Consider the following 13,288-nt stretch of genomic DNA (forward strand, 5'->3'; position numbering starts at 1 on the left):
GGGTAGCACCGCCAGTTTTGTGACTTTACCTGCAGTCCAAAACTATAAAAATTTTGAATAAATGCATATACTCTATCGGTTTAGTATATAAATTGCTTCGGGAAGAAAATCAAGCGCTCCGTGATCGCTTTTTCAATATGAACAGAAGGACGTTTACAAAACATGCGGCTGGGATCCCGGCCGCCTTGATGCTACCGCAGGTTGCGGATCAGAAACTGGTCGTTACAGATATCCGGATCCACGAGGTGAAGGTCAATACGCGTGGGAACTGGCATTTTGTCGAACTTAAAACAAACAGAGGTATTACCGGGTTGGGTGAAGCTTCCCATGGTTTCGCTGTGAAAGACGGCCCGGGGCAGCTGCATGCAGAGATCAAATATTTCTTCGGGCTTGTAAAAGGGGAATCTCCGTTTCATATCGAGCAATTTCGCCAGCGTGGGTTAAAAACTGCTATGGAAAAAGGGAAGGCTGCCGTCACCGCGTTCAGCGCGATCGAGCATGCATTGTGGGATTTGAAAGGAAAGGCGCTCGGCGTACCTGTTTACGATTTGCTGGGCGGAAAGCTGCGTGACAAATTGAAAGTGTATGCGAATATTAACCGGGCTACCAACGCGCGGGATGCAAATGGGCGCAGGCTGATCCCTGAGTTTCAGAAAAATGCTGAAAATGCTTTAAGCAGTGGTTTTAAAGCAGTGAAGCTCGCGCCATTCGACGATATGAAACCTTTAAAATCAGCTGGTCAGTCGCAGATAGATTCAGACATTGACTATGCGGTTTCGTGCGTGGAGGCAGTTCGGAAAACGATCGGGCAAAATATTGACCTGCTGATCGACGTGCACAGCCATTTGAATAGAGACCTGGCGATTTCCACGGCAAAACGTCTTGAAAGCGCCAGTTTATATTGGTATGAAGAGGCCATCGATCCTGAAAAGAATGTCGAAGATACCAAGGCGATCACCGATGCGATCTCGCAAGGTTCTGCGGGCGGAGAATCAATTTTTGGACGGCAAGGATTTGCCAGAATTATTTCAACCCGCGCCCTGGACATCATCATGCCCGACGTGAAGCATTGCGGCGGAATTCAGGAACTGCGTTTTATTTCTGCATTGGCCGAAAGTGCCGATAACATGACAGTTGCTCCGCACAACCCCAGCGGGCCTGTTTCCACGGCAGCAAGTGTGCAGGTCTGTGCCACGATCCCCAACTTTTCAATTCTCGAATATGCATATGGTGAGGTACCGTGGCGCGCGGAGCTATTGTCCCCAGCGGAGCATTTTGATGAAGGCTACATGCACATTCCCGACGCGCCGGGGCTGGGGCATGGATTTAATGAGTCAGTTCTTAAAAAATACAGCGTTTAACACTTGGTATGAAAATATTTACGCTACAATCCGGCAGCTGGGCAGCGATCTTTTTTGCGGCATTCATCGCACTTTCCGCATTCGTAGCTTTTAAGAAAGCAGATGAAAAGCAAGCCACACGTCCCAATATCCTCTTTATTTTTGCCGACGATCTCCGTGCTGACGCGCTGGGCTATGCCGGTAACACGGTGGTTGAAACGCCGAATATCGACCTGCTTGCCAGTTCGGGCGTGCAGTTCTTAAATTGCTACGTCATGGGAGGGCACCACGGCGCGATCTGCGCGCCAAGCCGGGCAATGTTAATGAGCGGAAAAAGCCTTTTTCACGTCTATGACGTGCTCGACGGTGTGCACACCATGCCGCAACATTTTGCCGAAAATGGCTACCAGACCTTCGGGACCGGCAAGTGGCATAATGGGGCGAAGACTTTCGAGGCTTCCTTTCAAAAAGGAAAGACCGTGATGCTCGGAGGAATGAGCGACCATTTCAAAGTGCCGGTGCGCGATCTGGGCTCAGACGGTAAATTAGGCGAAGTGGAGGTGAAAGGGTTTTCAACGGATATTTTTACCGGGTCGGCGCTTTCTTATCTGGACGAATATGCAAAAGGCGACAAGTCGAGTCCGTTCTTTTGCTATGTCGCGTACACTGCCCCGCACGACCCGCGATCGCCGCGCGAAGATTACATTGGGAAATATCCTGAAAAAGACATTCCGCTACCCGGAAATTACAAGCCCGTTCACCTGTTTGATTACGGCGAAGCGCAGGTGCGGGATGAAAATCTGGCTCCCTGGCCGCGCACGCCGGAAGTGATCCAAGCGACCTTATCTGATTATTACGGGCTTATTTCGCATCTGGACACGAGAATCGGTGATTTAATAAGGTCATTGAAAGACAAAGGTCTTTATGAAAATACAATCATCGTTTTCGCTGCCGACAATGGGCTCGCAGTTGGAAGTCACGGATTGCTCGGCAAGCAAAGCCTGTATGAACACAGCATGAAAGTGCCTTTTGTAATCACCGGTCCGGGCATTCCGGAGAATCGCAAGTCAGATGCCCTGGTATACCTGTATGATATTTTCCCGACGCTGGCTGCTAAAACTGGGCTTCCAAATCCGGATCATATAGACGGAAAAAGTCTCGCTGCCGTCATCTCAGGGGAATCAACAGGCGTGCGGGAGAGCAGCTTTACCGCTTACCGAAACCTGATCCGCGCCGTGCGGGATAAAGAATGGAAGCTGATCCGTTACCCCAACCGGGACTACACACAGCTATTTAATCTGAAAAAAGATCCACTCGAACTGGACAATCTTTCGGGAAAACCGCAGTACCGTGCAAAGGAAGAAAGCCTGAAAAAGTTGTTGGCTCAATGGCAGCAGGAAACTGGCGACACAGTAGCTCACACAGCAAAAAACATTCTCCCAATGAAATACGAACCTGAGAAATTCGAGCGCACCATGGACAAGAATCAACCGAGGTATACGCAGGATAGGTATTGGAAAGAGTAGGAGCGTCCCGACTTTTCATCCTGAAATCTCGTCAACTAAATAGCCGGGTGTACCATTAAACCGAAATTTTCAAGAAAAATCTTTTTTCTTCGATTTTTAAAAGTTTACTTTGTCTATCAAATTTATAGGGTAGTCTGTGAGCCACCAACAGATTCATGAAGCAATTTTACCTAATTGCCGGTCTGGTGCTGGTAATGGGTCTGGCGCAAGCGCAGGACCTTGTCAGTGGCTTTGTTAAAGACGACAGCGGCCAATCGTTGCCTGGCGCGACCATTGTGCAAAAAGGCACATCCAAATACGCCGTTTCAGACCCTGACGGAAAATTCGAGATCCCGGCCGGGAAGGAAGTCCCATTCACGATCCAGGTCAGTTTGACTGGTTATCAGCAGCAGGAAGTAGAGATCTACGAACTGGCGGCGGAACCCATTGACGTTGTATTAAAAACAGCCAACGTGCTGGATCAGGTAGTGGTAATTGGTTATGGTACCCAGAAAAAAGGCGATTTGACGGGCTCTGTTTCATCCATTTCGACCGGCGATTTAAAAGGCGTGCCGATCAGCTCACTCGACCGCGCATTGCAGGGCAGGGCAGCGGGCGTGCAGGTAACCCAGTCTTCGGGGCAGCCGGGAAGTTCAGTCAGTATCAAGATCCGGGGAGGTAATTCGATCAATGGTGCCAACGAGCCGCTGTATGTGATCGACGGGTTTCCGGTCTACAATAATAACAGCTACGCCGATGCGGGCGTCACAAATGGCCCGACCATCAATGCTTTGTCTACGCTGAACCCCAGCGACATTGAGTCCATTGATATCCTGAAAGATGCGTCGGCGACAGCCATTTACGGTTCGCGCGGCGCAAATGGAGTGGTAATTATTACAACTAAAAAAGGGAATGCAGGCAAGAATGTAATCACTTACGATGGCTATTATGGTGTACAAAAAGTGCTGAAAACGCTGCCGCTTTTGAACGCACAGCAATGGGCTTTGCTTAAAAATGATGCGCTGGCCGATTCGAAAAAGGCGCCGGCGTTTTCACAAGCTGAAATAGACAGCCTGGGTCAGCCCGGCGTGGGTACCGACTGGCAGGATGCGGCATTCAGACAGGCAGCGATCCAGAACCACAGTCTTTCGTTTTCAGGCGGGGATGATAAAACGCGCTTTGCGGTGTCCGGTAACTATTTCAAACAGGACGGTATTCTCCAAAATTCTGATTTCGAACGGTATTCCTTCCGCATTAACCTCGACCGGGACATGAACAAGCGCTTTAAGCTGGGCATTAACTTCTCGGGAAGCAAATCGTCCGCCAATGTAGCACCCGAAAACGTAGTACCTAACCTGCTGCAAATGCCGCCGACCATGCCGATCTACGATCCAAATTCGGCAAATGGATTCACATTGCGGAGTATTTATGACAGCCCGCTCGCCAATCCGATCGCGACATTGTACCTGCAGGTCAATGAGACGCACATCTTCCGGGGATTCGGAAATGCCTACGGCGAGTACCAGATCGCGGACGGGCTGAAAGCAAAAGTTTCCATCGGTACCGACATCCTGCTCAACAAGCAAAACCGCTACCTGCCCTCGACTTTGCAGGAAGGAGCGGGGCTGGGTGGACAGGGGATTGTGGGGAACAAAAACACGATAGGCTGGCTGAACGAGAACACATTGAGCTACAACAAAACATTTAACCAGGACCACGCGCTCGACGCTGTGATCGGGATAACCCAGCAGGCTTCCACCACAGAAAACACCGTGGCGCGCTCAGCTACCTTCGTTACAGATGCATTTGAATATCATAACCTGGGCGGCGGTACTACTTTCCAGAATGCTTCTTCTAATTATTTCAAATGGACTTTGCTGTCATACCTGGGACGGGTAAATTATACGTTCCGTCAGAAATACAACCTGACTGTCACTGCACGTGCCGATGGATCGTCTCGTTTGGGAAATGATAACAAATGGGGCTTTTTCCCTTCGGCGGCACTTTCCTGGAATCTTGGAAGGGAGGATTTTATCAAAAACATCGGCGAGATCAGCAACCTTAAATTCAGGATCAGCGGGGGTATCACAGGCAACCAGGAGATTGCCCCCTACACTTCGCTCGCCCAGGAAGCTTATTACAGCTACCTGTTCGGCCGGAAACTCGTGGCAGGTTACGCGCCAAACGGAATCGCAAACCCGAACCTGGGCTGGGAGCAAACCGCCCAGTACGACGCCGGTCTGGACCTGGGGTTCTTCAAAAACCGCATCAATGTGACCCTGGACGCCTACTACAAGAAAACTTCCGACCTGTTGCTCGACGTTCCTTTGCCTTATACATCGGGCTATGCCAATGCATTCCAGAACTATGGTGCAGTTGAAAACAAGGGGATCGAGCTGTCGGTGAATACTGTCAACAGCGAAGGAGAGCTCGGCTGGACAACTGATTTTGTTTTTTCAACCAACAAAAATAAGGTACTCAGCCTCGGGCCTGGTGTTTCGCAGGTGATCTCGGGCAACTCCATTGCGCAGGTAGGCTCGCCGATCGGTTCATTTCTTGTGCTGAAAGCAGACGGAATTTTCCAGACCGGTGACGATATTGCAAATCTTCCAAAATTCCTGGCAAGTGATCGTGCAGGTAGTCAGCGGTATGTAGACATCAGCGGGCCGAATGGTGTACCCGACGGGACCATTACCCAGGCGCACGACCGCGTAATAGTAGGCAATGCGCAGCCTAAGTTCTTATTTGGTTTAACCAACAATTTCAACTACAAAGGCTTCGACCTGAATGTGTTGCTGCAAGGGCAGTCAGGCAACAAGGTATACAATGCCAATCAGGCCAACCTGGAACTGGGAACAGGTTATATCAACGGCTCGACGACGATGCTCGACCGCTGGACACCAACCAATCCAAGCAATGTAATCCACCGGGCAATTGAAAACCCTGCGGTAACTGTTTCAGACAGGTTTATCGAGGACGGGTCCTACCTGCGACTGAAAAACCTGAGCCTGGGGTACTCCCTCCCGGCAGTCCTGACCGGCAAGATCGGTATCAGTCAACTGCGCATTTATGTTACTGCTCAAAACCTGGTCACGTGGACCAAATACACCGGTTACGATCCGGAAGTGAGCCGTAACGAACAGGCAACCCTGACGCAGGGGGTGGATAATGGCGTATATCCGGCAAGCAAAACATTCCTGGGCGGATTAACACTTACATTCTAGTTACAGTTATTTCAAGCGCATTTATTATGAAAACATATTCCATTACTTTCAAATCCCTCCTGCTGGCCTGGCTGGTTCAGCTTGCAGCAACCTCCTGCGTTGATCTGTCAGAAGCCCCGAAATCCTTCATTGCGTCCGATCAGTTTTTTAAAACCCAGGCGGACGCGATCGCCGGGGTAAATGCTATTTACTTCCGCCTGAATGCTACCGGACAGACTCCCTATCATGTACTTTTTTCGACCGGAATGGATATGATGAGCGATGACGTACAGCCGGGGCCGGGTGCTACCAATGCAGATGTGCGTTCACAGTCGGTACTTTCACATTCATCCACCGGCCTGCGTGTGCGGGAAATATGGCAGCAGCACTATGATGCGATCAATCGCGCAAATATCGCCATTGACAAAATCCCGGCTGTCGAAATGGACGCTACCCTGAGAAACCGGCTGGTGCTGGAAGCCAAATTTTTGCGTGCATTGTATTACTTCAACCTGGTGCGCCTTTACGGTGACGTGCCGCTGGTCGTTCATGAAACCACGTCCCTCAGTCCGGAAGCATTATATGTCGAAAGAACACCGGCAGAGCAGGTTTACCAACAGATCATCCAGGATCTTACCGACGCGCACGGGCTGCCAAATGATACATTCGGAGCTTCGGGATCCAGGTATACCGCCGCTGATGCGGGCCGCGCAACCGGTGGCGCGGCCCGCTCGCTGCTGGCGAAGGTGTATCTTACGAAGTATGACTATGCCAATGCGGTCGCCAAGGCCGCGGAGGTAATCGAGGGACCGTTTGGTTACGGGCTCTTTGCCACTTATGCGCAGGTGTTCTTGCCGGCAAACAAAAACGGGATCGAGCATATCTTCTCTGCACAGTTTGAGTCCAATGCAGATTCTCATGGAAACAACCAGGCCATGCGCTCGGCGCCCACGGGGATTCCCGGCATGAATGGAAATTTTGCTGAACAGCCGATGCCCGGCATTTACGAGCTGTATTCTGCCCAAGACAAACGTCGGGACGTGAGCTTTATCACTTCTATTGTAAGTCCCGCGAACGGGCAGACTTATCAGCTGACGGTAAAAGATCCAATTTCCGGAAATACAAAGCCAAACCCGCACTTCAATAAATGGTGGGACCCTGCGCAGGTTGGTAACCTCGGACAATCAGCTGCCAACGTGCCGATTCTGCGGTTTTCAGATGTGCTGCTGATCCACGCGGAGGCAATTAACGAGCAGTCTGGTCCAACTGCGGCAGCATACGCGTCCTATAACAAAGTACGGAACCGCGCCGGGTTGGACAACCTCACACCCGGGCTTACCCAGGCGCAGTTCCGCGACTCGCTGCGCATTGACCGCCGCCTGGAATTTGTATTTGAATACTCCCGCTGGTTTGACCTGATCCGCTACAAACCGCTCACCGGTGCGGAGGCATACCTGATCAAATCCTTAAAAGCAGCCGGGAAAAATAATGTACAACCCAAACACTACCTATACCCGATCCCACAGCAGGAAATTGACAATAATCCAAAGTTGCAGGGAAAACAGAACCCGGGGTGGTGATGGTGGGTGTTGGCTTTTAGCTATTGGCTTTTAGCTTTTAGCTATTAGCTATTAGCTATTAGCTATTGGCTGTTGGCTTTTAGCTATTAGCACCTTTTTTACCCTAAGGCATTGTTGGTGTTGTCACCAACAACCTGCGCCGACTCACATTTGCCGGTGACAACACCGGCAATGGTTTAACAACCAAACTAACTTAAATACGATGCTCAAATCTATTCTTTCTGCCGCATTGGTTGCCCTTGCACTTGTTGCCCGTGCCCAGTCGCCTTCAAAGCCTAATATTATCTTTATCTACACGGATGATCAGCGATTTGATGCCTTGAGTGTGGTACAGCAGGAGCAAGGTGACAAAGCGCGCTTCCCCTGGTTTTCAACGCCAAACCTGGACCGTCTGGCTCATGAAGGAGTTCGCTTCCGCAATGCATTCGTGATCAATTCACTTTGCTCGCCAAGCCGCTCGACACTGCTCAACAGCCGGTACAATCATTTGAATGGGATTGCCAATAACCATACAGGCCTGTCTGACACGACTGTAACTTACGCCACCGAGCTCCGTAAAGCAGGTTATAACACTGCGTATTTTGGCAAATGGCACATGGGAAATGAAACCGGCAAGCGGCCCGGGTTTGACTATTCAGCCAGTTTTGTAGGACAAGGTAAGTATTTCGATTGCCCCATTGAGGTCAATGGCAAAGCCCGGCCCAGTCAGGGATGGGTTGATGACGTATCTACCACGAATGCAATCGACTACATCCGCGAAAACAGGGAAAAGACCTTTCTGGTAACACTCGCATTCAAGTCGGGGCATGGGCCTTTTCAGCCGCCGGTGCGTCATCAGGATACTTATGCCAAAGTTAAGCTGACCGAGCCAGGTAATGAGGCGGCACTATTTCCTTACAAAGGGCAGATCGAAACCGGAAGGCCCGGCAATAACAATGCGAATGCATCCCAGTCCAAAGGCGGCCCGTGGACAGCGAACAATGAGCAGCGGATCAGAGGGTATTTCGGTGCATTAAAGGCAGTTGATGAAAATGTGGGGCGCATTTTGCAAACGCTCGACTCTTTGAAGCTTGACCAGAATACCGTCATTATTTTTTCGAGTGACAATGGGTTTTTCTTTGGTGAGCACGGTTTGGGTGACAAGCGCGCGGCCTACGAAGAGTCGATTCGCATCCCGCTGCTGGTCCGCTATCCCGCCCGTTTTCCAAAGGGCAAAAAAATAGACAAAATGGTACTTAACCTGGATGCCGCGCCTTCGTTGCTGGACCTGGCGGGCGTAGCAGCGCCCAAATCGTTTCAGGGCAAAAGCTGGGTGCCGCTGATAGAGGACAAAGCCAAAGATTGGCGAACCTCATTTCTCTATGAATATTTCTACGAACGAAATAACCAAACCCCTACGATCAAAGCGCTCCGGACCGAAAGAAGCAAACTAATCCTATATCCGGGAGAAGAGGGCTGGTCGGAATTATATGACCTCAGCAGCGACCCGGGCGAATCCAGAAATCTCTTCCATACCAAAGAGGGGGAAAAGCTGAAAACGCAATTGCAGGGGGAATTGTCAAAACAAGAAAAGGCAGTAGGCTATATCAACCCCAACTACGCCGATCCCCGCCCGCTGGATGAGCATGGTAAGTATGTGAGACCGAAGAGGGATCTGGTGCCGTGAGTTGAGTTTTAATGATTGAATGACCGGGTCGCCGGTGCGATGAATGAATGATTGAATGACTGAATGACTGAATGATTGAATGACTGACCGGGTCGCCGGTGCGATGAATGACCGGGTCGCTGGTGCGATGAATGAGTGCTTTGAAACCTGGCTGAAAGAACTTGTCACGGTAAGCGCAATTGAACCGCTAATCACTAACCGCTAATCACTAACCGCCAATAGCTAACCGCTAATAGCTAACCACCCACTGCCCCAATACTTTTTTTTGGTTTTAACCTCTTAAATTTTTCGATATGAAAAGACGATTTAAAACTGGAACATGTGTTTCGTTGTACTTTTTTTTACTGACCTGGAACACGGTGCTGGGGCAGCATAGCCCTACACCAGCTTTTGAAGGGAAAATTGGCAAAACTGTTGAAACAACTACGGAATCGGCGCCGAAGATCAATCCCAGGGCACCAGCAGGCGCGCCGAACATTGTATGGATCCAGATTGATGACATTGGTTACGGGGCGATTTCCGCGTTTGGCGGGCTGATCGAGACGCCCAACATTGACCGGCTTGCCAAGCAAGGCTTGCGCTATACCAATTTCCATACTACTGCATTCTGCGCGCCCACCCGCGCCGCGTTGCTGACGGGAAGAAACCAGCATTCTGTCCATTTCGGGTTTTTTGCCAGCAATTCCTATAACACGCCCGGGTACGACGGTTACCTTCCTTTTGAAAAAGCTACGGTCGGAGAAATTTTGAGGGAAAATGGCTATAATACCTTCGCAGTCGGTAAATACCATCTTACACATCCGTCCGACGCCACACAGGCGGGGCCTTTTAACCGTTGGCCGACCGGTAGGGGTTTTGATCATTATTTCGGATTTGCGCCCGAGGTAGCTGCGACAGACCAATGGCACCCGACCTTATACCGCGATACGCAGCGCGAACCTGAGGATCCACAAGGCAGGCACGTAACTGAGCTGCTCGCCAATGAGGCCATCCGCTACATTTCCGGTCAGAAGTCCGCGGCTCCTGATAAGCCTTTCTTCCTCTACTTCGCGCCTGGTGCAGTACACGCGCCAATTCAGGTCAGTCAGGAATGGATTAACAAATACAAAGGTAAATTCAGCGCAGGCTGGGATAAATACAAGGAGACGGTATTGAAAAACCAAAAAGCGCTCGGTGTAGTCCCGGCGAACATCAAACCGGCTCCCAAAAACCAGGGTGTGAAAGATTGGGATGCACTTTCGGGGGATGAAAAGAGGCTTTTTGAAAGGTACATTGAAGTTTATGCTGCTTTTGTTTCACATACGGATCACGAGATCGGGCGCATTATCAACCATATCGAGCAGATAGGTCAGCTGGATAATACATTGGTAGTGGTGCTGGTTGGGGACAACGGGGCAGAGGGTGCCGGGCGCGAGGTCGGACGATTTTTGGCCAATAAACCAAATGAAACAGAGCAACAAACCGTAGCCAGATATGTTAAAAATATCGACCAGCTGGGTACAGAAAATTCATCCGTTCTTTACCCGGATGGCTGGGCGGCGGCTACGAACACGCCTTTCCGTTATTATAAAAGTTACGGGAACTTCGAGGGGGGGACGCACGATCCGCTGATCCTTTTTTATCCCAATAAGATCAAGGACAAGGGCGGTATCCGCCACCAGTATTCGCACGTAAATGATATCCTTCCGACTACGCTCGAACTGGCCGGAGCAAAGGTGCCGGACGTGATCAACGGGTACAAGCAGGAGCCGATCGAAGGGGTGAGTCTGGGGTATTCAGTGGATGTTGCCAACAAAAATGCGGCCGAGCGTCACACGGTGCAGTACCACGAAATGACAGGATCTTATGCGATTTACAAAGACGGCTGGAAAGCATCTTTCCCGCACGACCGCTCCAAAAGGATCCCTGAAAGAGAAGAAAAGTGGCATTTGTATAACCTCAGAGAAGATTTCAATGAGCTGAACGATCTGGCAGACAAGTATCCGGACAAGGTGAAAGAGCTGGCGGAGGTATTTGATCAGGAAGCCTGGAAATACAATGTATATCCGTTGAAAGACAAGTGGGAAATCGCCAACCAAAGTATTTATGATGGAAAAACGAAGATAACCCTGTACCCCGAATCAAGTTTTACCAGTGCGTCGGCATTCCGGTTTGGCACTTCATCTTACTCCATTTCTGCGCGGGCCGTTATTCCTTCAAAAGGTGCAGAAGGTGTGCTATTATCGTTTGGGAATACATTGTCGGGACTGAGCTTGTATGTAAAAGACAAGAAGTTGGTTTTTGCATATAATTCAGAAGGAGAAGTGCGTGAAGTAGCATCGGACAAGCCGTTGCCGGCAGGTGAAATCACCTTGAAGGCAGAGGTTATATACGGCAACGACAAAAAAGACAAGGCCGTTACTTTGTTTATCAATAACGAAAAGGCTGGAATATTGAACCTGGGTACAGTGGCCACAGCTGCCAGCGGTTATGAAGGTTTGGAAGTTGGCAGGGACGTCGGTACAACCGTGACACCCGCTTATAAGGCACCTTTCACCTTCACTGGTGAATTGAAAGATGTGGTGATCGAAAAGTTGTAATCTGAGATTAGCATATGGCGCAAGCTGTCCGTTCAGCTTGTGCTATATGCTTTCGAAATCATTTCCGGGACTTCACCTCCGAAGGTTGCCTTCAAACAAAGCCCGACGTTAAAACCTGTATCCCAAGTGAAGAGTAGGGAAAACAGACCATTGCGATTGAGAATATCGGTGCCCGTTTCTGGTTATCATGGAAGGATTAAAGGAATGTATCAATGCCACCCACGGAACCAGGTAAAGGCCCTTATATTGGTTTTGCTTATTGCCAAGCATAAAACGGTATCCTGTTCTCAGGCCGAGTGTCATACCGCCTGTTGACTGCCGCTGATCGTCGTTTTTCAGGCCAATTTTATCTGTTGCATAATCCGATTGCAACCCCACGAAAATCCCCTTGTTTTTTCGTACCAGATAATCCACCTTTATTCCTGCCCCTGAGCTAAAAACAGAAAACAGCTTGTTTTCCAGGGCAAAATTGGGTTGTTTAATACCAAAAACACCGATATCGAACCTGACATGTTCTATGGTATATCCTGCATGAAAGGAGTAGCCTTTAAATATGAAGGCTATCGGGTCTGCTTCCAGCTCGAAACGGTTCTGTGCAGGCTGGCCTTGTGAAATACCTAGAAGGGGACAAAGTAAGATGGAAACCAGGATAATCCTTGTGGCCCTATTCATATCATTTGCAAATTGATTGTTAGCAAAGATACCCGTAGTCGGTAAGGCCATTCCTTAACAAAAGATAAGAAATCAATCTGGACGGGCAATCCGCTTACGGATACGGCTAAGCGAAACAGGCGTGATACCGAGGAAGGATGCCAAAATATATTGCGGCACGCGCTGGACCAGTTCGGGGTAACGCACTGCAAAAAGCCCATAGCGCTCCTGGGGGCTAGCCAGAATATAAGACGACAAAAGCTGCTGTGCGGAAATAAACCGTGCTTCCATTACTTTGCGCATGATGACATGGCTTTTGGGAAGCTGCGCATATAGGGTTTCCAGGTTTTCTTTGCTGAGCACCAGCAATGTGCAGTCTTCCAGCGTTTCCAGGGTCTGGATGCTGGGCTGCTGGTTGATGAAGCTTTCAAGACAACTGGCGAACATATTTTCGCTGAATATAAAAGCAGTAATCTGATCACTATCTTTTGTGTGATAGAAGAGCCGGGCCAAACCTGAACAAACAAAGTATAATTCATTTGCAATATCCCCTTCCCTGGTAATGATTGTTTTGCTTCTGACAACTCGGATTGTAAAGGCACTCTTCAATGCATTCCATTCCTGATCGGAAAGATCGACCAGACCTTCAATAGCGGATCTTAGCTTAGCGTATTCATTTACCTCGTTCATTGACTTATAGGGGTGGTGTTGTCGTAAAGGTACCTATTATAAGACAAGTGGGAAGCAGATGTTGCAGCGTACAA

The 13,288-nt window shown here is 49.6% G+C and carries 9 protein-coding genes; 7 read left to right on the top strand and 2 right to left on the bottom strand.

From position 1 onward, the window contains the following. The first annotated feature begins 137 nt into the window (after nucleotides 1–137). The 7 genes from FXO21_RS20015 (at nucleotide 138) to FXO21_RS20040 (ending at nucleotide 11,873) form a co-directional block, all read left to right on the top strand. Nucleotides 138–1,361, top strand: coding sequence for a mandelate racemase/muconate lactonizing enzyme family protein (locus FXO21_RS20015; RefSeq protein WP_149641751.1), 1,224 nt, complete (start codon nucleotides 138–140; stop codon nucleotides 1,359–1,361). Between the two features lie 8 nt (nucleotides 1,362–1,369). Further along, complete coding sequence (locus tag FXO21_RS20020) at nucleotides 1,370–2,866, top strand: sulfatase-like hydrolase/transferase (protein WP_149641752.1); 1,497 nt, start codon at nucleotides 1,370–1,372, stop codon at nucleotides 2,864–2,866. A gap of 155 nt (nucleotides 2,867–3,021) precedes the next feature. Further along, on the top strand, nucleotides 3,022–6,069 hold the full coding sequence (locus tag FXO21_RS20025) for a SusC/RagA family TonB-linked outer membrane protein (protein WP_149641753.1): 3,048 nt from the start codon (nucleotides 3,022–3,024) through the stop codon (nucleotides 6,067–6,069). Between the two features lie 26 nt (nucleotides 6,070–6,095). Further along, entirely contained in the window at nucleotides 6,096–7,628 is a 1,533-nt protein-coding gene (locus FXO21_RS20030; RefSeq protein ID WP_149641754.1) for a RagB/SusD family nutrient uptake outer membrane protein, read from the top strand. 202 nt (nucleotides 7,629–7,830) lie between these two features. Beyond that, nucleotides 7,831–9,294: a sulfatase family protein gene (locus FXO21_RS20035; protein ID WP_149641755.1), complete on the top strand. Its 1,464-nt coding sequence runs from the start codon at nucleotides 7,831–7,833 to the stop codon at nucleotides 9,292–9,294. A gap of 79 nt (nucleotides 9,295–9,373) precedes the next feature. Continuing rightward, on the top strand, nucleotides 9,374–9,499 hold the full coding sequence (locus FXO21_RS29100) for a hypothetical protein (protein ID WP_255486610.1): 126 nt from the start codon (nucleotides 9,374–9,376) through the stop codon (nucleotides 9,497–9,499). Between the two features lie 88 nt (nucleotides 9,500–9,587). Then, a complete protein-coding gene (locus FXO21_RS20040) occupies nucleotides 9,588–11,873 on the top strand; it encodes an arylsulfatase (RefSeq protein WP_149641756.1) in 2,286 nt (761 codons plus the stop codon). Between the two features lie 108 nt (nucleotides 11,874–11,981). On the opposite strand, the gene FXO21_RS20045 is transcribed toward FXO21_RS20040, so the two are convergent. Further along, entirely contained in the window at nucleotides 11,982–12,545 is a 564-nt protein-coding gene (locus FXO21_RS20045) for a hypothetical protein (RefSeq protein ID WP_149641757.1), read from the bottom strand. Nucleotides 12,546–12,617: 72 nt separating this feature from the next. Then, nucleotides 12,618–13,214, bottom strand: a complete 597-nt coding sequence (locus FXO21_RS20050; RefSeq protein WP_149641758.1) for a Crp/Fnr family transcriptional regulator — start codon at nucleotides 13,212–13,214, stop codon at nucleotides 12,618–12,620. Between the last annotated feature and the right edge of the window lie 74 nt (nucleotides 13,215–13,288).

The sequence above is a fragment of the Dyadobacter sp. UC 10 genome, assembly GCF_008369915.1.
Lineage (GTDB): Bacteria > Bacteroidota > Bacteroidia > Cytophagales > Spirosomataceae > Dyadobacter.

Excerpts from the sequence above, each read along its gene's own strand:
- FXO21_RS20015 (WP_149641751.1), top strand. The coding sequence starts at position 138 with ATGAACAGAAGGACGTTTACAAAACATGCGGCTGGGATCCCGGCCGCC.
- FXO21_RS20020 (WP_149641752.1), top strand. The coding sequence starts at position 1,370 with ATGAAAATATTTACGCTACAATCCGGCAGCTGGGCAGCGATCTTTTTT.
- FXO21_RS20025 (WP_149641753.1), top strand. The coding sequence starts at position 3,022 with ATGAAGCAATTTTACCTAATTGCCGGTCTGGTGCTGGTAATGGGTCTG.
- FXO21_RS20030 (WP_149641754.1), top strand. The coding sequence starts at position 6,096 with ATGAAAACATATTCCATTACTTTCAAATCCCTCCTGCTGGCCTGGCTG.
- FXO21_RS20035 (WP_149641755.1), top strand. The coding sequence starts at position 7,831 with ATGCTCAAATCTATTCTTTCTGCCGCATTGGTTGCCCTTGCACTTGTT.
- FXO21_RS29100 (WP_255486610.1), top strand. The coding sequence starts at position 9,374 with ATGACTGACCGGGTCGCCGGTGCGATGAATGACCGGGTCGCTGGTGCG.
- FXO21_RS20040 (WP_149641756.1), top strand. The coding sequence starts at position 9,588 with ATGAAAAGACGATTTAAAACTGGAACATGTGTTTCGTTGTACTTTTTT.
- FXO21_RS20045 (WP_149641757.1), bottom strand. The coding sequence starts at position 12,545 with ATGAATAGGGCCACAAGGATTATCCTGGTTTCCATCTTACTTTGTCCC.
- FXO21_RS20050 (WP_149641758.1), bottom strand. The coding sequence starts at position 13,214 with ATGAACGAGGTAAATGAATACGCTAAGCTAAGATCCGCTATTGAAGGT.